Origin of the sequence: Comamonas kerstersii, assembly GCF_002056725.1 — a bacterium.
Taxonomy (GTDB): Bacteria; Pseudomonadota; Gammaproteobacteria; order Burkholderiales; family Burkholderiaceae_C; genus Comamonas; species Comamonas kerstersii.
The window spans coordinates 2,119,111-2,142,137 of the sequence record NZ_CP020121.1; the positions used below are offsets into that span (position 1 = coordinate 2,119,111).

The 23,027-nt window shown below is 61.4% G+C and carries 20 protein-coding genes and 1 pseudogene; 11 read left to right on the forward strand and 10 right to left on the reverse strand.

Going from position 1 to position 23,027, the window contains the following annotated elements; genetic code table 11:
- Positions 1-15: 15 nt before the first annotated feature.
- A complete protein-coding gene (locus tag B5M06_RS09900) occupies positions 16-1,212 on the reverse strand; it encodes an aspartate aminotransferase family protein (protein WP_054066094.1) in 1,197 nt (398 codons plus the stop codon).
- Between the two features lie 240 nt (positions 1,213-1,452).
- Here B5M06_RS09900 and B5M06_RS09905 point away from each other — a divergent pair, with 240 nt between their 5' ends.
- Complete coding sequence (locus tag B5M06_RS09905) at positions 1,453-1,770, forward strand: DUF3579 domain-containing protein (protein ID WP_054066093.1); 318 nt, start codon at positions 1,453-1,455, stop codon at positions 1,768-1,770.
- Positions 1,771-1,969: 199 nt separating this feature from the next.
- Here the strand turns inward: B5M06_RS09905 and rpsT are convergent, their stop codons facing one another.
- Positions 1,970-2,263: a 30S ribosomal protein S20 gene (rpsT, locus tag B5M06_RS09910; RefSeq protein ID WP_054066079.1), complete on the reverse strand. Its 294-nt coding sequence runs from the start codon at positions 2,261-2,263 to the stop codon at positions 1,970-1,972.
- Between the two features lie 257 nt (positions 2,264-2,520).
- Here rpsT and murJ point away from each other — a divergent pair, with 257 nt between their 5' ends.
- Together murJ and B5M06_RS09920 are read left to right on the forward strand one after the other, a co-directional pair.
- On the forward strand, positions 2,521-4,083 hold the full coding sequence (gene murJ, locus B5M06_RS09915; protein WP_054066078.1) for a murein biosynthesis integral membrane protein MurJ: 1,563 nt from the start codon (positions 2,521-2,523) through the stop codon (positions 4,081-4,083).
- Positions 4,084-4,119: 36 nt separating this feature from the next.
- Positions 4,120-4,971: a SirB1 family protein gene (locus B5M06_RS09920; RefSeq protein WP_080025216.1), complete on the forward strand. Its 852-nt coding sequence runs from the start codon at positions 4,120-4,122 to the stop codon at positions 4,969-4,971.
- 89 nt (positions 4,972-5,060) lie between these two features.
- Here B5M06_RS09920 and B5M06_RS09925 read toward each other — a convergent pair whose 3' ends face one another.
- From B5M06_RS09925 to B5M06_RS17000, 3 genes are read right to left on the reverse strand one after another with little or no spacing between them, the layout of a single operon-like run.
- Positions 5,061-6,122: an AI-2E family transporter gene (locus tag B5M06_RS09925; RefSeq protein ID WP_054066076.1), complete on the reverse strand. Its 1,062-nt coding sequence runs from the start codon at positions 6,120-6,122 to the stop codon at positions 5,061-5,063.
- A 23-nt stretch (positions 6,123-6,145) separates the two neighbouring features.
- Positions 6,146-7,195: a phosphoribosylformylglycinamidine cyclo-ligase gene (gene purM, locus B5M06_RS09930; protein ID WP_054066075.1), complete on the reverse strand. Its 1,050-nt coding sequence runs from the start codon at positions 7,193-7,195 to the stop codon at positions 6,146-6,148.
- Between the two features lie 56 nt (positions 7,196-7,251).
- Complete coding sequence (locus B5M06_RS17000; protein ID WP_054066074.1) at positions 7,252-7,509, reverse strand: hypothetical protein; 258 nt, start codon at positions 7,507-7,509, stop codon at positions 7,252-7,254.
- Between the two features lie 45 nt (positions 7,510-7,554).
- Here B5M06_RS17000 and hda point away from each other — a divergent pair, with 45 nt between their 5' ends.
- From hda to folK, 4 genes are read left to right on the forward strand one after another with little or no spacing between them, the layout of a single operon-like run.
- Complete coding sequence (gene hda, locus B5M06_RS09935) at positions 7,555-8,253, forward strand: DnaA regulatory inactivator Hda (protein WP_054066073.1); 699 nt, start codon at positions 7,555-7,557, stop codon at positions 8,251-8,253.
- A gap of 49 nt (positions 8,254-8,302) precedes the next feature.
- Positions 8,303-9,004 (forward strand): histidinol-phosphatase, encoded by a 702-nt coding sequence (locus B5M06_RS09940; RefSeq protein WP_054066072.1) that lies wholly within the window; start codon positions 8,303-8,305, stop codon positions 9,002-9,004.
- On the forward strand, positions 9,001-10,551 hold the full coding sequence (gene pcnB / locus B5M06_RS09945) for a polynucleotide adenylyltransferase PcnB (RefSeq protein ID WP_054066071.1): 1,551 nt from the start codon (positions 9,001-9,003) through the stop codon (positions 10,549-10,551). The genes B5M06_RS09940 and pcnB overlap by 4 nt, the downstream gene beginning before the upstream one ends.
- A 1-nt stretch (position 10,552) precedes the next feature.
- The gene (gene folK, locus B5M06_RS09950) at positions 10,553-11,041 is read left to right on the forward strand and encodes a 2-amino-4-hydroxy-6-hydroxymethyldihydropteridine diphosphokinase (protein WP_054066070.1); all 489 of its coding nucleotides are present in this window, start codon (positions 10,553-10,555) and stop codon (positions 11,039-11,041) included.
- A 157-nt stretch (positions 11,042-11,198) separates the two neighbouring features.
- Here folK and B5M06_RS09955 read toward each other — a convergent pair whose 3' ends face one another.
- Entirely contained in the window at positions 11,199-11,657 is a 459-nt protein-coding gene (locus tag B5M06_RS09955; protein ID WP_054066069.1) for a RidA family protein, read from the reverse strand.
- A 127-nt stretch (positions 11,658-11,784) separates the two neighbouring features.
- Between B5M06_RS09955 and B5M06_RS09960 the strand changes: the two genes are divergently transcribed.
- On the forward strand, positions 11,785-14,076 hold the full coding sequence (locus B5M06_RS09960; RefSeq protein ID WP_080025217.1) for a DNA internalization-related competence protein ComEC/Rec2: 2,292 nt from the start codon (positions 11,785-11,787) through the stop codon (positions 14,074-14,076).
- 75 nt (positions 14,077-14,151) lie between these two features.
- Here the strand turns inward: B5M06_RS09960 and bfr are convergent, their stop codons facing one another.
- Positions 14,152-14,628: a bacterioferritin gene (bfr, locus tag B5M06_RS09965; protein ID WP_054066067.1), complete on the reverse strand. Its 477-nt coding sequence runs from the start codon at positions 14,626-14,628 to the stop codon at positions 14,152-14,154.
- Between the two features lie 296 nt (positions 14,629-14,924).
- On the opposite strand from bfr, the gene ahpC reads away from it, so the two are divergent.
- The 3 genes and pseudogenes from ahpC to B5M06_RS17450 form a co-directional block, all read left to right on the forward strand.
- Positions 14,925-15,488 carry an alkyl hydroperoxide reductase subunit C gene (ahpC, locus tag B5M06_RS09970; protein ID WP_054066066.1) on the forward strand — a complete coding sequence of 188 codons (564 nt, stop codon included), beginning with the start codon at positions 14,925-14,927 and terminating at the stop codon, positions 15,486-15,488.
- Positions 15,489-15,584: 96 nt separating this feature from the next.
- Positions 15,585-17,141, forward strand: coding sequence for an alkyl hydroperoxide reductase subunit F (gene ahpF / locus B5M06_RS09975; protein ID WP_054066065.1), 1,557 nt, complete (start codon positions 15,585-15,587; stop codon positions 17,139-17,141).
- A 266-nt stretch (positions 17,142-17,407) separates the two neighbouring features.
- A pseudogene (locus B5M06_RS17450) lies at positions 17,408-18,099 on the forward strand (DDE-type integrase/transposase/recombinase); the annotation flags it as partial.
- Between the two features lie 53 nt (positions 18,100-18,152).
- Here B5M06_RS17450 and B5M06_RS09990 read toward each other — a convergent pair.
- From B5M06_RS09990 to acnD, 3 genes are all read right to left on the reverse strand, one after another.
- Entirely contained in the window at positions 18,153-19,013 is an 861-nt protein-coding gene (locus tag B5M06_RS09990; RefSeq protein ID WP_054066229.1) for an isocitrate lyase/PEP mutase family protein, read from the reverse strand.
- Between the two features lie 64 nt (positions 19,014-19,077).
- Positions 19,078-20,283 (reverse strand): 2-methylaconitate cis-trans isomerase PrpF, encoded by a 1,206-nt coding sequence (gene prpF / locus B5M06_RS09995; RefSeq protein ID WP_054066230.1) that lies wholly within the window; start codon positions 20,281-20,283, stop codon positions 19,078-19,080.
- A 36-nt stretch (positions 20,284-20,319) separates the two neighbouring features.
- A complete protein-coding gene (gene acnD, locus B5M06_RS10000; protein ID WP_054066231.1) occupies positions 20,320-22,947 on the reverse strand; it encodes a Fe/S-dependent 2-methylisocitrate dehydratase AcnD in 2,628 nt (875 codons plus the stop codon).
- Positions 22,948-23,027: the final 80 nt, after the last annotated feature.

Genomic DNA, 23,027 nt, shown 5'->3' on the forward strand with positions numbered 1-23,027 from the left:
GTATTCCTTGGGTATTTAGGCGGCCAGAACGGCTTGAACCAGGGGCTTGAGCTTGGCGACGATTTCGTCCGCTTCAGCTTCGCTCAGAATCAGTGGAGGCACGATACGGATCACGGTGTCTGCCGTCACGCTGATGAGCAGGCCAGCTTCAGCGGCCTGTCCAATCAGCTGGCCGCAGGGCTTGGCCAGTTCCACACCAATCATCAGGCCCTGGCCGCGCACGTCCACCACGCCGTCGATGCTGCCCAGCTCGGACTGCAGCTTGCTCTTCAGATATTGGCCGATGGCTGTGGTGTGTGCCAGCAGGCCGTCTTCTTCCATGATGCGGATGGTTTCCACACCGGCGCGCATGGCCAGTGGGTTGCCGCCAAAGGTGGAACCATGGTTGCCGGCCGTCAGCACCTTGGCCGCAGCGTTGTGTGCCACGACGGCGCCCACGGGCACGCCAGAGCCCAGGCCCTTGGCCAGCGTCATCACATCAGGCGTGATGCCTGCCCACTGGTGGGCAAACCATTTGCCAGTGCGGCCCATGCCAGCCTGCACTTCGTCCATGATCAGCAGCCAGCCCTTGGCATCGCACAGGGCGCGCACCTTCTGCAGGTACTCGGCGCGCATGGGGTGCAGGCCGCCTTCGCCCTGGATGGGTTCCATCATCACGGCCACGACGTTGGGGTTGCCTTCGGTGGCAGCCACCAGCTGCTCGTAGTCGTTGGGGGCTACGCGCACAAAGCCGTCCAGCAGATCGCCAAAGCCGTTGCGGACCTTGGGGTTGGCCGTGGCACTCATGGTGGCAATGGAGCGGCCGTGGAAGGCATGTTCATAGACCACGATTTCAGGCTTGGCAATGCCCTTGTCCACACCATATTTGCGCGCGATCTTGATGGCGGCTTCGTTGGCTTCCAGGCCGGTGCTGCAGAAGAACACATTGGTCATGTGCGCACGCTCGGTCAGCAGTGTGGCCAGTTGTTCCTGGCCGGGCACGTGGTAGTAGTTGGAAGTGTGGATCAGCGTTGCCACCTGCTCCTGCAGGGCCGCCACCAGCTTGGGGTGGGCGTGGCCCAGGGTGTTCACGGCAATACCAGCCAGGGCATCCAGATATTCCTTACCGTTCACATCCCAGACCCGGCAGCCTCGGCCTCGCTCCAGCGCGATAGGTACGCGGCCGTAAGTGGGCATAACGTGGGGCGAAGCAGCCTCAATGTGAGCGGTCATGAATACATCTCCTGACATAACAGTCGTGGCACAACTTTTGCAGAAAGCAAAAGAACAAGGGAATGATTTTAGGGCTCTGCAGACCGTGTGCCACCGTCGTTCTGCATATTTGGAATAAACCTATGCAGTGTTTGCAATCCCTAGCGTTCCTCTCTGGTCTTATATAAGAGTTAGAATTTCAGTCTCAGTGCACCTGTGCGGCGATCCCGTGATGTGCCTCGTCTTACCGGATTGATCCTGATGGTTTCCCCAAGCTCCAAACAAATCTTTATTCAAGGTGTGACCTTGGAAGGTAAAACCTTTCGCCCCAGTGACTGGGCCGAGCGTTTGGCGGGGGTCATGAGCCAGTTCCGGCCCGGAGGCGCCCAGCGTGGCAGCCACTTAGGCTATTCGCCCTGGTGTATTCCCACCACCATGAATGGCGTCAAATGCATTGTGGTGCACAGCGATCTGCATGCCCATGAGCCCATGGCCTGGGACTTTGTGCTGAACTTCGCCAGAGACAATCACCTGCAGGTGGTCGAAGGCTGCCTGATTCCGGAAGACGAGCGCAAGTAAGCAGTCCTTCTGCAACCACTGTGAGAAAGTGCCGCCTATTCAGGCGGTTTTTTCATGCCTGTACATCAGCAGATCAGGCCAAATCGTCATAAGACGGGCACAAAAAAACCACCTTGCGGCGGTTCTTTTGTTTTGCTGGCAGCGCACCCGAAGCAAACGGCGGAGCGCTTACGCACTCCGGGCGATGCCTAAAGTTGAATTAGGCGGCAGTTGCCAGGGCCTTAACCTTGGCAGACAGGCGGCTCTTATCGCGAGCAGCCTTGTTCTTGTGGAAGATGCCCTTGTCGGCGATGGAGTCGATCACAGACTGTGCCTTGGCAAACAGTTCGGTAGCCTTCACCTTGTCGCCGGCCAGAACAGCCTTCTCGACATTCTTCACAACAGTGCGGTACTTGGAACGCAGCGAGGTGTTCGCAGCGTTCAGCTTAACGTTTTGACGTGCGCGCTTGCGGCCGGAGGCCAGGCGGGGGTTCTTCTTGGCTTTAGTTGCCATGGTATGTATTCCTTAAAGTGTCTGGGGATGATGCCAGCAAAGCCCGCAATTATAGCAATGTGCTCATGGGCTTGCACAGGCGTATTTGCGGTGCACCACGGTGGCGCACGGTTTTTGCATATGGTGCTGGTTTGGTGCGTGTGTGCACCAGATCGGGTGGCTTGATGAGGCGCTTGTGCGGCGGCAGACCCTGCCGTGCGCAGATTTGTGCGCCGGGCAGCGTTCTGTGCCCTCGGTAGCATGGCTACACTGCGTGGGTGTCATTGCTCAAATCTGCTTCTATCGTTTCGCTGCTGACGCTGGCTTCCCGTGTGACGGGGCTGGCGCGCGACCTCATCATGGCCTCCATGTTTGGCGCCAATGCGCTCACGGACGCCTTCAACGTTGCCTTTCGCATTCCCAATCTGTTTCGGCGGCTGTTTGCCGAAGGGGCATTCAGCCAGGCCTTTGTTCCTGTGCTGGCCACCACCAAGACGCAAGATAGCGAAGTGCGCACGCGCGAGCTGATTGCCAATGTGGCCACGGTGCTGTTCTGGGTGCTGCTGCTGACCTGTGTGCTGGGTGTGGTTGGGGCGCCCGTGCTGGTGTGGCTGCTGGCCAGCGGTTTTGAAAGCGGCCATGCGCATGAGGCAGCCGTGCTGATGACGCGCTGGATGTTCCCCTACATCGGCTTCATGTCCATGGTGGCGCTGTGCGCCGGGGTGCTCAATACCTGGAAACGTTTTGCCGTACCTGCGGCCACGCCCGTGCTGCTCAATGTCTGCATGATTGCGGCGGCACTGCTGCTGGCGCCGTGGTTGAAGGCGCGTGGGGTGGAGCCCATCTACGCCATGGCAGCCGGGGTGATGCTGGGCGGCGTGCTGCAGCTGGCAGTACAGCTGCCAGCACTGAAAAAGCTGGGCCTGATGCCGCGCATTGGCATGACGCCTGCGGCCATTCGCGCAGCGTGGAGCGATGGCGGTGTACGCCGCATTCTGACGCTGATGGCGCCCGCCCTGCTGGGTGTCGGCGTGGCCCAGGTCAGTCTGATGATTAATACGCAGATTGCTTCCTATCTGACACCGGGCAGCGTGACCTGGCTGTTTTATGCCGACCGGCTGATGGAGTTCCCCACCGCGCTGCTGGGCGTGGCGCTGGGCGTGGTGCTCACGCCCAAGCTGGCCTCGGCCAAGGCAGCGGGTGACAGCAAGAGCTACTCCGGCATGCTGGACTGGGGCCTGCGTCTGGTCGTGCTGCTGGCCGTGCCCTGTGGCGTGGGCTTGCTGGCCTTTGCCGACCCGCTGGTGTCCACCCTGTTTCACCGCGGGGCGCTGAACAATAACGATGTGAACCAGATCGCGCTGGCCCTGATGGGCTATGGCGTGGGCCTGCTGGGGCTGGTGGCCATCAAGGTGCTGGCGCCGGGCTATTTCGCCAGCCAGGATATGAAGACACCCGTCAAGATCGCCGTGGCTGTGCTGGTGCTCACGCAGATACTGAACGTGGTGCTGGTGCCATGGATAGCCCATGCCGGACTGGCGCTGTCCATTGGCCTGGCGGCGCTGGTCAATGCCAGCTGGCTGCTCATTGGCTTGCTGCGGCGTGGGGCCTACCAGCCAGCGCCCGGGTGGTTGCGCTTTGCGCTGCAGGTGCTGGCGGCGGCATTGCTGCTGGCCGCTTTCCTGATGTGGGGTGCTCAGCACTGGAACTGGCAGGCAATGCGCGCCCAGGAGTGGCAGCGTATTGCCCTGCTGGCGGTGATGCTGCTGGGGGCTGCCGTGGTGTACTTTGGTACGCTGCTGCTGTCGGGCGTCAAGCTGCGCAGCCTGCTGCGTCGCTAAGGCGGGTCTTTCCTCCTGATATGAGAGCGCACGGACATGCAGATGCAATTCCACGTTCCTTCGGTGCTTGACCACTTCCGGTGTCTGGTAGGGCAGGAGGGGGCCGTCCCCTTGCTCGAAGCCGCCACCAGTCTGGCGCAGGATGCCGAGCCCACCCTGGATGTACAGAGCGTGCTGCTGCAGGTTGACATGCTGCTGGAGCGCGTGCGGCGGCAGATTCCCTCGCAGGCCAGCGCTGTAGAGCGCGCCATGACGCTGAACACCTTCTTCTACGAAACGCTGGGCTTTGGGCCGAATGCCAACGACTTTGCTGACCCCGGCAACAGCTTCATGCACCAGGTACTGCACACACGGCGCGGCATTCCGATTTCACTGGCTGTGCTGTGGATGGAGCTGGCCCACGGCCTGGGGCTGAAGGTGGATGGGATTTCCTTTCCCGGGCACTTCCTCGTGAAGCTGCATGTGGACGAAGGCATCATCATTCAGGACCCGCTCACGGGTCAGGGCCAGACGCAGGCCGCACTGGCTGAGCGGCTCGATCCTTTCAGGCAGGCATGGGGTCTGGCGGAAGACGAGATGGCGCCGCTGCACATGTTTTTGCAGCCTGCCAGTGGTCGCGACATCATCGAGCGCATGCTGCGCAATCTGCAGAACATCTATCTGCAGGACGAGCAGGAAGATCCGGCGCTGCTGGGGGTGTTGCACCGGCTGGTCATTCTGCGGCCTGACGATGCCAGTACCTACCGTGACCGCGGCATGCTGCTGGCCAAGCTGGGGCAGCGAGATGCGGCCCTGCATGATTTGCAGACTTATGTGCGCATCGCAAAGAACCCGGCGGATCTGCCACTCGTAGAAGCACGCATGGAGCTGCTGCGCGCCCAGCAATAAAAAGAGAGCGGCTAGCGCTCTCTTTATCAGTGTTTGCGATTGATTTGTGCTGCAAGTGCTTGTCAATCAAGCGCTGGAAGCTCTTGTTTTTATACCAGCTTGGAGGCTTCCAGCTCTTTCTTGAGGTAGGCATAAAACAGTGGAGCAGCCACCAGACCCGCTGGGCCAAATACCGACTCCGCCACGAACATCACCGTGAGCAGCTCCCACACGGCCATGTGGGTGCGCTGGCCGACGACCTTGGCGTTGATCACGTACTCGGCCTTGTGAATCAGAATCAGAAAGCCCAGGCATGCGGCTGCCGCAACCGGCGACACCGACAGCCCCACAATGGTCAGCACCAGATTGCAGAACAGATTGCCCACAATGGGGATCAGGCCCGCCACAAAGGTCAGCAGGATCAGCGCCGGTGTGTAGGGCAGTGCCATGCCCACCGAGGGCATGATGAACAGCAGGAAGATGGCGGTGAGTGTGGTGTTGAACAGCGCAATCCAGAACTGCGCGGTCACGATCTGGCGGAAAGCCTCGCCCAGCAGTACCACGCGCTGCTTGAGCGCCTGTGTCAGTGGAGCGCGTGGAGGAATGCGGGGGCGCACGGCAGCCAGTGCACCAATCAGCAGGCCCATATAGGCATGCAGCAGGCCGCCCAGCCAGGCCTTGCCCGCCATGGCCAGCGCGCCAGCCTTGGCGGCCAGGTAGGTGGCAATGGTCTGCTGAATTTCTGCCGCACCCTGGGGCAGCATGGCGCCCAGCTCAGGCGGCAGCTTTTCGCGCAGCTCCAGCACGGTGTGGCCCAGGTAGTCCAGCAGTTCCTTGTACTGGTGCGGAATATCGGTGAGATAGCCGCGCGACTGGGTCAGGGCCACGCCCACCCAGATCAGGGGCGCGAGGATGATGATGGTTGCGGCCGCGGTCGCAGGCCAGCGGTGCGCGTCAGGGTCAACGATGCGCCGGTCCAGCAGCGCCAGCGCCTGTGACAGTGCTCGGGTCAATAAAAAGCCCAGGCATGCGCACAGCAGCCCGGGCAGAAGGTGTTGCCACATGACCAGCAGCAGCGCGCTGGCCATGAGCAGATAGCTCGCGACGATCACGCCACGGGATGGCGCTCTGGGGGACTGACGAACGGCAGGAAGTTGGTTGGAGTTCCCCATAAGTATCGCGGTAGAGGTAAAGACTATTTGACTTGGACGGCAGCGCCTTCAGTGCGCTGTGTGATGTTACCAATCGTGTAGACGGTTTCACCCAATTCACGCAGTGTGGCAGCGGTCGCTTCGGCTTCTTCTGCAGCCACTACCACCACCATGCCAATGCCGTTGTTGAAGGTGCGGTTCATTTCCACATCATCAATGCCTGCAGTCTTTTGCAGCCAGGCAAACAGCTCGGTCTGGGGCCAGCTGCCAGCCTTCAGGTCAGCGCCAGTGCCTTCGGGCAGCACGCGGGGAATGTTTTCCAGCAGGCCGCCGCCGGTGATGTGCGCCAGCGCCTTGATGGGGTGCTTGGCCAGCGCAGCCAGCACGTTCTTCACGTACAGGCGTGTGGGCTCCATGATGGCCTGCTTGAAAGGCTTGCCATCCAGGGTTGCAGGCACGGTGCCCAGGCTTGCAGCGCGCTCGATGCACTTGCGCACCAGCGAGAAGCCGTTGGAGTGCACGCCAGCCGAAGCCAGACCCAGCACCACGTCACCGGGCTTGACATCCTTGCCGGTCAGAATCTTGGACTTTTCCACCGCACCCACGGCAAAGCCAGCCAGGTCGTACTCGCCATCGGGGTACATACCGGGCATTTCTGCGGTTTCGCCGCCGATCAGCGCGCAGCCAGACAGCTCGCAGCCCTTGGCAATGCCGCCCACCACTGCCGCTGCAGTGTCCACATCCAGCTTGCCGCAGGCAAAGTAGTCCAGGAAGAACAGGGGCTCGGCGCCTTGCACCAGCACGTCGTTCACGCTCATGGCAACCAGGTCAATGCCGACGGTGTCGTGCATGTTCCACTCAAACGCCAGGCGCAGCTTGGTGCCCACGCCGTCTGTGCCGGAAACCAGCACGGGTTCCTGGTAGCGCTTGGGCACTTCAAACAGTGCGCCAAAGCCGCCGATGCCGGCCATCACGCCTTCACGCAGGGTTTTCTTGGCCAGTGGCTTGATGCGTTCAACCAGTGCATCACCTGCGTCGATATCAACGCCAGCGTCTTTGTAAGAAATGGGGGTTTGGGAGGCAGAGGAGCTCATGAGAAGGATTTGTGCAGTGAGGAGCTCCCACACGGGCCGTGCGGGACTGCGTGATTCTAAGTCGATAGCGCAGGCGCGAGCCTCATGCCGCTGCGCAGCGCCGGGGAATCCGTCTGCAGGCGGGTTGCGGCAGGCTCTGGTATAGAGCAGCCGAGCAGCTCGCTGTGAGAAAGGCGGAAGCGGACTAAAATGCTGCGGTTAACATGCACGCCTTGCAGGTTGACAACCTGTCTTCGCTGCGCCTGCAGCGGGGTGTTTCGTTCTTTCTCTTCCATGCCTACGCTGCTGCCCTTGAATTCGTTGATGCTCACCATGTGCTTGCGGGACCATTTGTTCAGCGTGGGGTCTGCCTGCCATCTATGAAGCAACTGGCGCTCGACATCGGCTTGCCTACAGGGCCTTCCCTGTCTCGTTTTTATCCGGGTCGTAATGCACCGGTGGTGGCTCATCTGCAGTCGTGGGTCGGCAACGGTTTCGGTGCCACCACGCGCTCTCCTGTACCCACCTACCTCTGGGGAGCATCGGGTAGCGGTAAGACACACCTGCTCAAAGCCGTGCGCGAGCTGCTGCGCGAGCAGGGCGCCCAGGTGGGCTGGATGGATGCTTCCACGGGTTTCCCGCCTGAGTTTGATGAGCGCTGGTCCGCTGTCGTCATGGACGATGTGCAGCTGTACACGCCCATGCAGCAGGCCCGTGCCTTCAACTGGTTTGTGAATGCCATCAACCCGCCCAGCGGCTCACCCTGCTGGATTCTTTCTGCGGGAGATGCGCCTCCAGCGGCCATGGAAGTGCGTGATGACCTGCGCAGCCGTCTGGGCTGGGGCCATGTGTTCCAGCTGCAGGTACCCAATGAAGAAGAGCGCCGTGAGGTGCTCAAGACCGAAGCCGCTGCACGTGGTGTGACCCTGAGCGCGGACGTGGTGGACTACATGCTCAAACGCTTCTCGCGCGATCTGGCCAGCCTCATGCAGCTGCTGGACATGCTGGACGAGTTTGCGCTGCGCAACAAGCGCGCCATCACCATTCCACTCCTTAAAACCATGCTGGAGACCGAATGACCGGGCAGCTGTCTGCGGCCCTGGATTTCCAGCTTTGACGACCTGATTCATGTCTACTGCTTCTGAGCTTTCGCGGCCGCGTCTGGCGTTGTTCGATCTTGACCACACCTTGCTGCCCATGGATTCCGACCATGGCTGGGGGGAGTTCACCATCGCCATCGGCTGGTGTGACCGCGCGGAGTTCGGTCGTCGCAATGACGAGTTCTTTGCCCACTACCAGGCAGGCACGCTGAATGTGGCGGACTATGTGCGCTTTGCGACCGAAGCCATCGTGCAACGAGGCCCGGAAGCAGCCCATGCTGCACACGAGCGCTTCATGCAGGACGTGATTCGCCCCGCCATGAAGCCTGCGGCCATCGAACTGGTACAAAGCCATCTGCGTGCGGGTGACATGGTGGTCATTACCTCGGCCACCAACGAGTTCGTGACACGCCCGATTGCCCAGGCTTTTGGCGTGCAGGAGCTGATTGCCACGGAGCTGGAGCGAGATGCCACTGGCTGGTTCACGGGCGCACTCCAGGGTCAGCCCAATATGCGTGAAGGCAAGGTGGTGCGCATGAACGAGTGGCTGGCGGCACGTGGCCTGTCGTGGGAGACGGTGGAGTCCACCTTCTACAGCGACTCCATGAACGATGTGCCCCTGCTCGAACGCGTCAACCATCCCGTGGCCACCAATCCAGAGCCCCGTTTGCGAGCCCTTGCCCAAGAGCGTGGCTGGCGCGTGCTGGATCTGTTTACCGAAAACACATGATCAAAACCATCATCGACAAATTGCTGGGCAAGCCCTCTGCCGCCAAGACGCGCAAATCACCTTTTGGCAAGCGTGAAGAGGTGCCAGCCAGCGTGCACGGCATCGATCCACAGCTGGTTGACCATCGCGCTGTGGACGTGGTGCGCACCCTCAAGGATGCAGGCTATGAAGCCTACATCGTGGGTGGCGCCGTGCGTGACCTGCTGCTGGGCCTGCGCCCCAAGGACTTCGACGTGGCCACCAACGCTACGCCCGAGCAGGTCAAAAGCCTGTTTCGCCGCGCCTTCATCATCGGCAAGCGCTTTCGCATCGTGCACGTGGTCTATGGCCGTGGGCGCGAGCATGAGGTGATTGAAGTCTCCACCTTCCGCGCCTTTCTGGACAACAGCCAGGCCGAGCAGGTGACGGGCAATGAGCGCACCAGCAAGCTGGCACTGGCCCATATGAAGCACGCGGTGGACGCCAATGGCCGCGTGCTGCGTGACAACGTCTGGGGCCCGCAGGACCAGGACGCCACGCGCCGCGACTTCACCGTGAATGCCATGTACTACGACCCTGAGTCGCAGATCGTGGTGGACTTCCACAAGGGTATTCAGGATGCCCAGAAGCGCGTACTGCGCATGATTGGCGACCCCGCCACACGCTACCGCGAAGACCCGGTGCGCATCATCCGCGCCGTGCGCTTTGCGGCCAAGCTCAGCCCTCTGGGCTTCAAGCTGGATGCCAAGACGGCCAAGCCGCTGGTGGAGTGCGAGCACCTGCTCGAAGAAGTGCCGCAAAGCCGTCTGTTTGACGAAATGCTCAAGCTGCTGCAGACCGGCCACGCGCTGGCCTCGATCGAGCAGCTGAAAAAACTGGGCCTGTCCAAGGGCATTTACCCGCTGCTGGACGTGGTGGTCGAGCGTGCGGACGAGCCCTTTGTGCGCGCCGTGCTGGCGGACACTGACCGCCGCGTAGGCGAAGGCAAGCCTGTGGCACCCAGCTTCATGCTGGCCTGCGTGCTGTGGCAGGACGTCAAATCTGGCTGGGGCCGCCGCCTGAAGAAGGGCTACAACGTCTTTCCCGCACTCAGCGAAGCCATTGACGAAGTGTTTGACCAGCGCATTGGCGATGTGTCGGGCCGCGGCAAGCTGGCTGCTGACATGCGCGAGATCTGGGTCATGCAGCCGCGCTTTGACAAGCGCACCGGCTCCTCGCCGCTGGGCATGGTGATGCAGCAGCGCTTCCGTGCCGGTTTTGACTTTCTGCGTCTGCGCGCCGATGTGGGCGAAGTGGACGAGGCCCTGGCACAGTGGTGGCAGGACTTCCAGATGGCCGATGACGCACTGCGTGAAGACCTGATTGCCCAGGCACGCGAAGAGCAGCGCCAGAAGCAAAAGGCCGCACAGCCCCGCAAGACGGTGCGTACGGCCCAGACGGGTGAAGCCTCTGCGCTGGAAAACCTGGTGGCCGAAGGCGATGCGCCCGCCAAGAAAAAGCGCCGCCGCCGTCGCAAGCCCGCCGGAGCAGGTGGTGCTGCCTCAGCCGCTGGCAAGGCCGAGGCCTGAGATGCAGGTCTTTGTCGGGCTGGGAGCCAATCTGGGTGACTGTGGCGCTGCGCTGCTGCAATCCCTGCATGCCATGGCAGCCTTGCCGGGCACGCAGCTGCAGGCCGTGTCTTCGCTCTACAGCAGCGCGCCGGTGGATGCCACGGGGCCAGACTATCTGAACGCTGTGGCGCAGCTGGAAACAGATTTGCCGCCGCAGGAATTCCTGGAAGCGCTGCAGGCCATTGAACTGGCCGCAGGTCGCGAGCGCCCCTACCGCAACGCCCCGCGCACGCTGGATCTGGATGTGCTGCTCTGGGGCCAGCAGCAGCTGAACACGCCTGCGCTCATCGTGCCCCATCCGCGCATGTACGAGCGTGCCTTTGTGCTGCGGCCGCTGGCTGAGCTGCAGCCAGAACGGGTGACGGCCGCGCAGCTGGCAGCTGTGGCGGACCAGCGCATCGCCGTGGATCAGGGGCCAGAATGGGCCGCCAGCGCCTTGCAGCGCTAAAGCACCTGCAGCACTGCTGCACTGCTGCACTCGAAAAACAAAAGCCGCCTGAATATGGCGGCTTTTGTTTTGATAGCTGCTTGCGCTTGTAAATCAATGATTTGAGAGTGTTTTGGCTTTCAAAGCCTTATCCATCAAGCGCTAGCTGCTCTTTTTTTTATTCAATCTCGGCAATCAGTTCGATTTCCACACAGGCACCCAGTGGAATCTGTGCCACGCCAAAGGCGCTGCGTGCGTGGGAGCCCTTGTTGCCAAAAACTTCGGCCAGCAGCTCGGAGCAGCCGTTGGTCACCAGGTGCTGCTCGGTGAACGCAGGGGTGGAGTTCACCAGGCTCATCACCTTCACGATGCGCTTGACGCGGTTCAGATCGCCATCGCAGGCGGCCTGCAGCGTGCCCAGCAGGTCAATGGCCACGGCGCGCGCGGCCTGCTTGCCTTCCTCGGTGCTGACGGTGGCACCCAGCTGGCCCACCCAGACCTGGCCATCCTTGCGGGCGATGTGACCACTCAGAAACACCAGATTGCCAGTCTTGGCAAAAGGCACATAGGCCGCAGCAGGCACGGCCACGGGGGGCAGGCTGATGTTCAGGGCTTGGAGCTTGTCATAAACGCTCATGGTGTGTTTCCTTTCATCTTGTTGCTCAGGCGGATGAGCCGGGCGACTGGCTTTGCATACCGCCTGTGCTCATCGCATGCTTGCCAGTATGCCAAGACATTGCAGGGTCAGAACGGGAACAAACGCCATGCTGGGCGTGGTGGCAGGCACGGCGCTGCAGCTGCAGCAGCCAGATTTATGGCCGCTGCCCGTCTACGTCGTAGCCACGCTGCTGCTGGCAGCCATCGCGTTTGGGGTGTGGCGGCATTCCGCATGGCAGGCAGGCTGGGTCAGCCTGCTGCTGGCCGCGGCTTTGGCGGGCAGTGCTACCGGCTGGCGTGCGGCGTGGATGCAGGCCCATGCACTGCCTGCTGCACTGGAAGGGCAGGATGTGCGCGTGCAGGGCGTGATCAGCGACATGCCGCAACCTGTAGAGCGTGGCCTGCGCCTGCAGTTCGAGGTGGAGCAGGCCTGGCTGCACGGGCAGACCGTACAGCTGCCGCGCCATGTCTGGCTGACCTGGTATGGCGCACCACCCCCACAGGGCTTGCAGGCCGGGCAGCGCTGGCAGTGGACGGTGCGGCTCAAAGCCCCGCATGGTGATCGCAACCCGCATGGCATGGATTGGGAGCTGTGGCTGTGGAGCCAGGGCATTCAGGCCACAGGCTATGTGCGCACCAGCAAGGGCATGGAGGTGCCGCAATGGTGGGGCCAGACCTGGCAGGCCCCGCTGGCGCAGTGGCGCGGCCATGTGCACCGTGCCATGCAGGCCCCGGCGGGGGCTGATGCGCGCGAGCAGGCCTCATGGGGTGTGGTGCAGGCGCTGGTCACGGGGGCGCAGTCCAGCATGACGGCGCAGGACTGGCAGCTGTTTCGCGACACCGGCATTGCGCACCTCGTCAGCATCAGCGGGCTGCACATCACCATGTTTGCCTGGCTGGCCGTGGCACTGGTGCATCTGGGCTGGAAGCGCTCAGCACGCCTTTGCCTGTGGTGCCCGGCCCCCACGGCAGCCGCCTGGGGTGGACTGGTGCTGGCCACGCTCTATGCGCTGTTCAGCGGTTGGGGCATTCCTGCGCAGCGCACCATCGGCATGCTGGGGGTGGTGGTGCTGCTGCGCACGCAGGGGCGTGTCTGGCCATGGCCCTATGTGTGGCTGGTCGTGCTGACAGCTGTGGTGCTGGCTGACCCGTGGAGCCTGCTGCAGGCCGGCTTTTGGCTCAGCTTTGTGGCTGTGGGCGTGCTGTTTGCTGCCCAGCCGCAGGCCATGCTCCCGCACGGCTGGCGGGGCGCAGTGCTGCGTCTGCTCAAAGAGCAGCTGGTGGTCGGGCTGGCGCTGGCACCGCTCACGCTGCTGCTGTTTGGGCAGATTTCGCTGGTGGGCATGCTGGTCAATCTGTGGGCCATTCCGTGGGTCACGCTGGTGGTCACGCCGCTGTCCATGCTGGGCGTGCTGTGCCCGCCGTTGTGGCATCTTGCTGTGCTGTGCGTTACAGGCATGGTCTGGCTGTTGCAGCACATGGCAGCGTGGCCGCTGGCCGTGCTGTATTTTGCGCAGCCACCGTGGTGGGCAGCAGTGGCCGGTGTTGCAGCTTGTCTGTGGATGGCCATGCCGCTGGATATGCGCTGGCGGCTGCTGGGGCTGCCAGCCATGCTGCCCATGCTGTGGTGGCAGCCTGCCACCCCGGCCTGGGGGCAGTTTGACCTGCTGGCGCTGGACGTAGGGCAGGGCAGTGCCATCTTGCTGCGCACGCAGTACCACAGCCTGCTGTTTGATGCCGGGCCGCGCTGGTCTGCCCATGCAGATGCAGGTGCTCGCACCATCGTGCCTGTGCTGCGTGCACTGGGCGTGCAGCTGACGGCGCAGATGATCAGCCATGCCGACAGCGACCACGCCGGTGGTGCAGCCTCAGTGCAGCAGGCTTTCCCGCAGCTGCAGTGGCTGGGAGCAGGGGGCAAGCCATGCCAGAGCGGGCAGGTGTGGGAATGGGATGGGGTGCGCTTTGAGGTGCTGTGGCCCTGGCCTGCACGCAGGCAGGTGGCGCTCAGCCGCAATGCCAGTAGCTGTGTGCTGCGCGTGCGCAGCCAGACGGGGCAGGCGGCCTTGCTCACAGGTGATATCGAGAAAGCACAGGAGCAGGCGCTGGTGGCGGCAGAGACAGACTTGCGGGCCGATGTGCTGCTCATGCCCCACCATGGCAGCGCCACTTCATCCAGCCGGGCGTTGGTGGAGGCAGTGCAGCCTGCGCTGGCCATTGCGCAGGCAGGCTACCGCAACCGCTTTGGGCACCCCGCGCCTAGCGTGATCGCGCGCTATGAGGCCGCTGGCGTGCCGTGGGTGGCTACGCCATCGTGTGGCGCTGCCCTGTGGCGGTCGTGGGAGCCAGATGCCGTGCAGTGCGAGCGTGTGCACCACCGCCGCTACTGGATGCACCGATAAGCACCCAGCAGCAGACAAAAAACGGAGCCACTGGGGCTCCGTCTATGGTCTGCATGCAGCAATGGTGTGCAGGGCTTATTCTGCTTCGCCCATTTGGGTTTGCAGATAGTTCTGCACGCCTACCTTGTCGATCAGGTCGAACTGGGTTTCGAGGAAGTCGATGTGCTCCTCGGTGTCGTCCAGAATCTTGAGCAGCAGATCACGCGAGACAAAGTCGTGCGCGGCTTCTGCGGTCTTGATGCCATCCTTGATCGTGGCCTGTGCGGCCAGCTCCAGGTTCAGGTCGCACTGCAGGCATTCAGGCACGTCTTCGCCGATCTGCAGCTTGCCCAGATCCTGCAGGTTGGGGAGGCCGTCCAGCATCAGAATGCGGTCCATCAGCCAGTCGGCGTGCTTCATCTCACCAATCGATTCCTTGTATTCCATCTTGGCCAGCGCCTCAAAGCCCCAGTGCTTGTACATGCGGTAGTGCATGTAGTACTGGTTGATGGCTGTCAGCTCATTCTTCAGTTGCGCCTGCAGGGCAGCAATGACTTGGGGGTCGCCTTTCATGGAGGGGCTCCTTCTGTTGTTGTAGCGCGAATGTGGTCATTGTCAACCAAGCCATGCCAAAGCACTAGCGAAGACCATGGGCGAGCGGACGGGTTGCATGTGAGGTTGAGAAGTGTTCGTGTTCCAGATGCACTGTTCTACAGGCGCTAGAAGCGAAGTGAGTAGAAAATGTATAACCCTATAACCATTGGTTGATAGTTAATATCAATCAATTTAATTGATTCAATCGATTGTTTAAATGATTCAGGGCGATTAGACTATCTACGTTTTCAGTCGTTAACCACAAGGGAACTACCATGTCCGTGATCAATACCGTTATCAAGCCTTTCCAGGCATCTGCATTCAAAGATGGCAAGTTCATCGAACTGTCCGAAAAGGACGTGCTGGGCAAGTGGGCAGTGTTCTTCTTCTACCCTGCCGACTTCACCTTTGTGTGCCCCACCGAGCTGGGCGACGTGGCTGACCATTACGAAGAATTCCAGAAGCTGGGCGTAGAGATCTACTCCGTGTCCACCGACACCCACTTCGTGCACAAGGCATGGCACGACGCATCGGAGACCATCGCCAAGATCAAGTACACCATGATCGGTGACCCCTCTGGCGTTGTGACCAACAACTTCGAAGTGATGCGTCCTGGCGTTGGCCTGGCTGACCGCGGTACCTTCATTGTTGACCCCGATGGCGTGATCCAGGCTGTGGAAATCACTGCTGAAGGCATCGGCCGTAACGCTGAAGATCTGCTGCGCAAGGTCAAGGCTGCTCAGTACGTGCGTAACCACCCCGGTGAAGTGTGCCCCGCCAAGTGGAACGAAGGCGAAGCTACCCTGGCTCCTTCTCTGGACCTGGTTGGCAAGATCTAAGCTTTTGCCCGTAAAAAGCCTGGGCTTGCCCGGGCTTTTTTAGTAGCTCGAAAAACAATACTATCGAAATTATTTTTTTATTAGGATTTGACTATCATGCTGGACGCCAATCTCAAAACCCAACTCAAGGCTTACCTCGAAAAGCTGCAAAAGCCCCTGGAACTGGTGGCAACTTTGGACGACAGCAAGGCGGCTGGCGAAGTCAAGTCTTTGCTGGCGGATCTGGCCGCGCTGAGCGACAAGATCACTGTCGTTGAGAACAACGATCTGAACGTGCGCAAGCCCTCGTTCGCCATCAACAACCCCGGTGTGGAAACTGGCGTGCGCTTTGCCGGTGTGCCCCTGGGTCACGAATTCACCTCCCTCGTGCTGGCGCTGCTGCACGTAGGTGGCCATCCCTCCAAGGAGTCGGCTGATCTGCTCGAACAAGTCAAGGCCATTGACACGCCTTTGCACTTCGAGACCTACTACTCCCTGTCCTGCCACAACTGCCCGGACGTGGTGCAGGCGCTGAACCTGATGTCGGCCCTGAACCCCAACATCACCCACACTGCCATTGACGGCGGCCTGTTCCAGCAGGAAGTCAAAGACCGCGAAGTCATGGGCGTACCCACCGTGTTTGTGAACGGCGAACGCTTTGGTCAGGGCCGTATGGAGCTGGCCGAGATCGTCGCCAAGGTCGACACCGGCGCTGCGGCCCGTGAAGCTGCCAAGATCTCTGCCAAGGACGCGTTTGACGTGCTGGTTGTCGGCGGTGGCCCTGCTGGCGCGGCTGCAGCCATCTACGCTGCTCGCAAGGGCATCCGCACCGGTATTGCTGCCGAGCGTCTGGGCGGCCAGGTGCTGGATACCGTGGACATCGAGAACTTCATCTCGGTCTCCAAGACCGAAGGCCCCAAGCTGGCTGCTGCCATGGCTGCTCACATCCGTGACTACGACGTGGACGTGATGAACCAGCAAAAGGCTGCCAAGCTGGTGCCCGCCACCACCGAAGGTGGCCTGATTGAAGTGCACACCGAATCCGGTGCAGTGCTCAAGTCCAAGACCGTGATCCTGTCCACCGGCGCCCGCTGGCGCCACATGAACGTGCCCGGCGAAGAGCAGTACCTGACCAAGGGCGTGACTTTCTGCCCCCACTGCGACGGCCCTCTGTTCAAGGGCAAGCCCGTGGCCGTGATCGGTGGCGGTAACTCCGGCGTGGAAGCTGCCATCGACCTGGCCGGTCTCGTCAAGCACGTCACCCTGTTCGAGTTTGCCGACACCCTGAAGGCCGACGCCGTGCTGCAGAAGAAACTGCACAGCCTGCCCAATGTGACCGTGATCACCAACGCCCAGACCACGGAAGTCAATGGCGACGGCAAGAAGGTCACTGGCATCACCTACAAGGACCGCGTGACCGAAGAGGTCAAGACCGTGGAACTGGAAGGCATCTTTGTACAGATTGGCCTGCTGCCCAACACCGACTGGCTCAAGGGCACCGTCAACCTGAGCCGCTTTGGCGAGATCGAAATCAATGCCAAGGGCGAAACCAATGTGCCCGGCGTGTTTGCCGCGGGTGACTGCACCAATGTGCCTTACAAGCAGATTGTGATTGCCACCGGCGCAGGTGCTACAGCTGCCCTGTCGGCCTTTGACCACCTGATTCGCCATTGATGGGCACAAAACGTAATCGTTTGCTCGCAAAAAGGACTGCTCCGGCAGTAATGCCTTTCACTTAAGGTTTTCTGACCTGCTTGACGGGATAGCGTGAAGGCACTTTTTTGACCACACGGGGGCATGTTCGCCCCCGTCGTTGTTTGGGCAACAACCTCTCGCTGAGCCTTATGCGCATACGCTGCAGCAGCGCAGGCAAGTTCCCAGGGCTGGGGCAACTTGCTAGCGTGATCCATTCGAGCTGCAGATAGTCCATGGCAGCAACGTTCATTGAGCCGGCCATGAGCCGTTCTGCGCTGGATCGCTTGCTGCGCAGACGAGGCTACTCCAGGTTGCCCGTACAGCCCAAGCCTGAGAGCGAGCACAAACCCTTCAAGGCGTATGAGCCTGGCTATGTGCATGTAGATGTGAAGTACCTGCCCCAGATGCAAGATGAGGACAAGCGCCGCTATGTCTTTGTTGCCATTGATCGGGCCACACGCTGGGTGTTCATTGATATCAAGCAACACAAGACGGCAGCGTCCGCCAAAGCCTTCTTGGCCGCCGTCCGCAAAGCTGCAGCATTTAGGATTCACACCATCCTCACCGACAACGGCAAAGAGTTCACAGACCGCTTGTTTGGCAGTCGCACTCGCCAGCCCACAGGCGAGCACGAATTCGACCAGCTATGCCAAGCACTGGGATAGAACACCGGCTCACCAAGCCCAGGACGCCAAAAACCAACGGCATGGTCGAGCGCTTCCATGGCCGCCTGCGTCCAGTACTGCGCGCGCACCACTTCAACAGCGCAGAGGATTTGGAGAAGACGCTGCACAGGTTTGTCTGGCTGTATCACCACCACTTGCCGCAAAAGGCACTGGGGCACGAAGCCCCAGTTCAAGCACTCAAAAAATGGAAGATGAAAGCACCTGATTTATTCGTCAAGAACGTGCGCAACCATCCGGGACCTGATATTTAAGGCGCTTCCGGGGGGGGAGCTGCTGTAGGTTGGCCGGGGGAAGCGGCGTCGGATCAGCGGTAGTTGTGTTCCAGTGCGTCCCAGAACGCCTTGTTCACCAGCCGCTGGCGCTCCTCGAAAGAGGCCACGATGCCGGGGTCCTCTTGCACCTGGCGTGCATCACGCAGGAGAGTCAGGCACTTTTGCATGCCAGCCACAGCGCCTTGCAGGGCGGCGTTGGCGTACAGCACAAAGCCAAAGCCCAAGGCTCCCAGCTCGTCGGCATTGAAGATGGGGGTCTTGCCGCCGATGACCATGTTCATGAGCTGAGGGGCTTGGAGCCGCTGAGGCAGGGCGCGCACGTGTTCGGCGGTGGTGACAGCTTCCACGAACAAGATGTCAGCACCTGCTTCTTCAAAGGCCTGGGCACGTTCGAGGGCGGCCTCGAATCCATGCACGGCGGCGGCATCGGTGCGGGCCATGATGAGGGTGGCGCTGTCACGGCGTGCGTCAACGGCGGCCTTGATCTTGCCCAGCATTTCGCTGGTTGCAATCACGTCTTTGCCATTGAAGTGACCGCAGCGCTTGGGACTGACCTGGTCTTCCAGCTGAATGCAGTCAGCGCCGGCGCGCTCCAGCGTGCGCACTGTGTGGTAGGTATTGACAGCATTGCCAAATCCGGTGTCGGCATCGACCAGCAGCGGCACTTGCACGGTATCGCGGATGCGCGCAGTGTGGTCGGCGATGTCGGTCAGGCCCATGAAGCCCTGATCCGGCATGCCCAACCACATATTGGTGACGCCGGCACCGGTGACGTAGATGGCTTCAAAGCCCAGGTCTTCAATCACTTTGGCCGACAGGGCATTGAATGCGCCGGGCACGATCACGCCGAGGCGTGCGTCTGCCAGGGCCTTGAGTTTTTGTTTGGGATTCATGGTTTGTCTCTCTTTTAATAGCTCATAGCGTTCATGTAGCAAGCGTTAGCGGCCAATTTCATGCTTATTCTGCATGCAGTGTCTGTGCAGGCACACGCACCCAGCCTTCCATCAGAATGCGGGCGCTGCGGCTCATCAGTGCCTTGCGCACTTGCCACTGGCCTTGCACCAGTTCGGCCTGCGCACCAACGCGCAAGCTGCCGCTGGGATGGCCAAACACCACGCTGCTGCGCTCGCCACCGCCTGCCGCCAGATTCACCAGGGTGCCGGGAATGGCGGCGGCTGTGCCAATGGCAACGGCTGCAGTGCCCATCATGGCGTGGTGCAGCTTGCCCATGGACAGGGCCCGCACCACCAGGTCGATGTGCGCAGCCTCCATGCGTCTGCCGCTGGACGCGGTATAGCTTCGAGGCGGTCCTACCCACGCCAACTTGGGCGTGTGCTGGCGGGCGGCTGCGTCATCCAGGCTGCGGATCAGGCCCATTTTCAAAGCTGCGCAGGCGCGGATGCGTTCCAGCCTGGCCAGTGCGGCTGGGTCTTCATTGATGTCGGATTGCCGCTCGCACCCGGTGTAGCCCAGATCTGCAGCGTTCAGGAAGATGGTGGGAATGCCGGCATTGATGCAGGTGGCGCTGAAGGTGCCAACGCCTGGCACTTCCAAGATGTCGACGAGATGGCCGGTAGGAAACATGGCAGCACCATTTCCGTCATCTGCCGGATCCACAAATTCCAGGGCAATTTCTGCGGCAGGAAAGCTGACGCCATCGAGCTCGAAGTCACCCAGCTCCTGCACCTGACCGTTCTGCATGGGGACGTGGGCCACGATGGTTCTGCCAATATTGGCCTGCCAGATACGGATGGTGGCTACGCCGGTGTGAGGCAGGCGCTGCGCCGGAATCAGACCCATGTGAATGGCGCAGGGGCCAACGGCGGCGCTCAAATTGCCACAGTTACCGCTCCAGTCCACCAAGGGCTGGTCGATGGAGACTTGGCCAAACAGATAGTCCACATCATGGTCCGGGCGGCTGCTGGCACTGAGGATGACAGCCTTGCTGGTGCTGGACGAGGCATTGCCCATGCCATCGATCTGTTTGCCGTAGGGGTCCGGGCTGCCCAGGGTGCGCAGCAAGATGGCGTCCCGCACGGGGCCTGGCTGCCGAGCCTCGGCGGGCAAGTCTTGCCGCCGGAAGAACACCCCTTTGCTGGTGCCGCCGCGCATGTAGATGGCGGGAATTTTGATCTGCGTTGCGGGTGAGTGAATGTGACGCATGCGGTTTGCTTCCCTGTGGGTTGCCGTAGGTGTCCGTCAGGCCTGATGGCGTTCCAGCGCTTCGGGCTTGGAGCTGGTATGCACGCAGTTTGCCAGGAAGTCCTGGGCAAAGCGCTGCAGCACGCCTCCGGCTTCATAAATGCTGACTTCTTCGGCCGTGTCTAAGCGGCAGGTGACGGGCACTTGCGTGCGAGCGCCCGTGCTGCGATAGATGTACAGCGTCAGCTGGGCGCGTGGCTGGGGCTGCCCCACCACATCAAAGGTTTCCGTGCCATCCAGCGCCAGTGTGTGGCGCGTGGTGCCGGGCAGAAACTCCAGGGGCAGCACGCCCATGCCAATCAGGTTGGTGCGGTGAATGCGTTCAAAGCCCTCGGCCACAATGGCTTCAACACCCGCCAGGCGCACGCCCTTGGCGGCCCAGTCACGGCTGGAGCCTTGGCCGTAATCCGCGCCCGCAATGATGATCAGCGGCTGTTTGCGCTGCATATAGGTCTCTATCGCTTCCCACATGCGCATCACCTTGCCTTCCGGCTCTACACGGGCCAGCGACCCTTGCCGCACTTTGCCCTGGGCATCCACCACCATTTCGTTGAACAGCTTGGGGTTGGCAAAGGTAGCGCGTTGGGCGGTCAGGTGATCACCCCGGTGCGTGGCGTAGGAGTTGAAGTCTTGCTCTGGCAAGCCCATTTTGTGCAGGTATTCGCCGGCGGCCGAGTCCGGCAAGATGGCGTTGGACGGGGAGATGTGGTCGGTGGTGATGTTGTCCGGCAGTATGGCCAGGGGGCGCATGCCCCGCAGCGTGCGTTTGCCTGCCAGTGCCCCTTCCCAATAGGGGGGGCGGCGAATGTAGGTGCTCTGCGGGCGCCATGCGTACAGCGGTGATGTGGCCTGTCTGGTGTCTGTGTGGATGGCAAACATGGGCTCGTATACCGCACGGTACTGGGCAGGTTGCACAGCCGCTTGGACGATGGCGTCAATCTCTTCGTCGGTCGGCCAGATTTCTTTCAGGCGAATTTCGCGGCCTTGAAAGCTGCCCAGCACATCGTTTTCAATGTCAAAGCGGATCGTGCCTGCTATCGCATAGGCCACCACCAGCGGCGGTGAGGCCAGGAAAGCCTGTTTGACCAGCGGATGGATGCGTCCATCGAAATTGCGGTTGCCGGAAAGGACGGCTGTGGTGTACAGGTCGCGCGCCCGGATCTCTTGCTCCATCTGCGGCTCCAAGGCCCCGCTCATGCCATTGCAGGTGGTGCAGGCAAAGGCGACCACACCAAAGCCCAGCGCTTGCAGGTCCTGCATCAGACCTGCCTGCTGCAAATACAGGGGCACGGTTTTGGAGCCAGGCGCCAAAGAGGTCTTGACCCAGGGCTTGCGCGTGAGGCCCAGATTGCGGGCATTGCGTGCCAGCAAGCCCGCGGCAATCACATTGCGCGGGTTGCTGGTGTTGGTGCAGCTGGTGATGGCGGCAATGATGACGGCGCCATCGGGCATTTGACCTTCGGTTTGCGTCCACGGGCCAGCAATTCCCTTGGCAGACAGTTCAGAGGTTGCGACGCGTGCGTGAGGATTCGACGGGCCTGCAATGCTGCGGGTGACGCTGGAAAGATCAAACTGCAAGCAGCGTTCGTATTGCACGCTGGCCAGGCTGTCAGCCCACAAACCGGCGTGCCGGGCATAGGTTTCGACCAGCTGCACTTGCTCAGGCTCCCGGCCCGTCAGCCGGAGGTAGGCAATCGTCTGCTCGTCGATGGCGAACATGGCGGCTGTGGCCCCATACTCCGGCGCCATGTTGGAGATGGTGGCACGGTCGCCAATCGTGAGGCTGCGCGCGCCTTCTCCGTAAAACTCCAGATAAGTGCCCACCACTTTCTGCTGGCGCAAAAACTCGGTGAGAGCCAGCACGATGTCCGTGGCTGTAATGCCTTGCTGGCGTTGGCCGGTGAGTTGCACGCCAACGATTTCCGGCAAGCGCATCCATGAGGCGCGGCCCAGCATAACGCTTTCTGCTTCCAGCCCGCCCACACCCACTGCAATGACACCGAGGGCATCCACATGCGGCGTGTGGCTGTCTGTGCCGACCAGGGTATCCGGGTAGGCTTCACCGTTGACGGCATGGATCACAGGGCTCATGCGCTCCAGATTGATCTGGTGCATGATGCCGTTGCCCGCAGGAATGACTTCCACATTCCTGAATGCATGCCTGCACCAGTCGATAAAGTGGAAGCGGTCTGCATTGCGCCGGTCTTCAATGGCGCGGTTTTTCTCCAGCGCTTTAGGGTCATCGCCGCCGCATTCCACGGCCAGCGAATGGTCCACAATCAACTGCACCGGCACCACGGGGTTGACGGCGGCAGGGTCTGCGCCTTGCCCGGCAATCGCATCGCGCAGGCCCGCCAGATCGACCAGCGCCGTTTGGCCTAGGATGTCGTGGCACACCACGCGTGCCGGGAACCATGGAAAGTCGCGCTCGCGTTTGCGCTCAATGATTTGCGTGAGGTAGCCGGTGAGCAGGGATGCATCACTGCGACGCACCAGGTTTTCCGCATGTACGCGACAGGTGTAGGGAAGCGTGGCCCAGGCGCCGGGGCGAATGTCTTCCACGGCGGCTTGTGCGTCAAAGAAATGCAGTGCTGTGCCGGGCAGCGGCTTGCGATAGTTGTTCATGGTCTTGGGGTGTTATTCAGGGGGGCGGGCTTGGGTCGAGAACCCGGCGCCATATGCGGTCGCACCATGGCGTGCAGGCG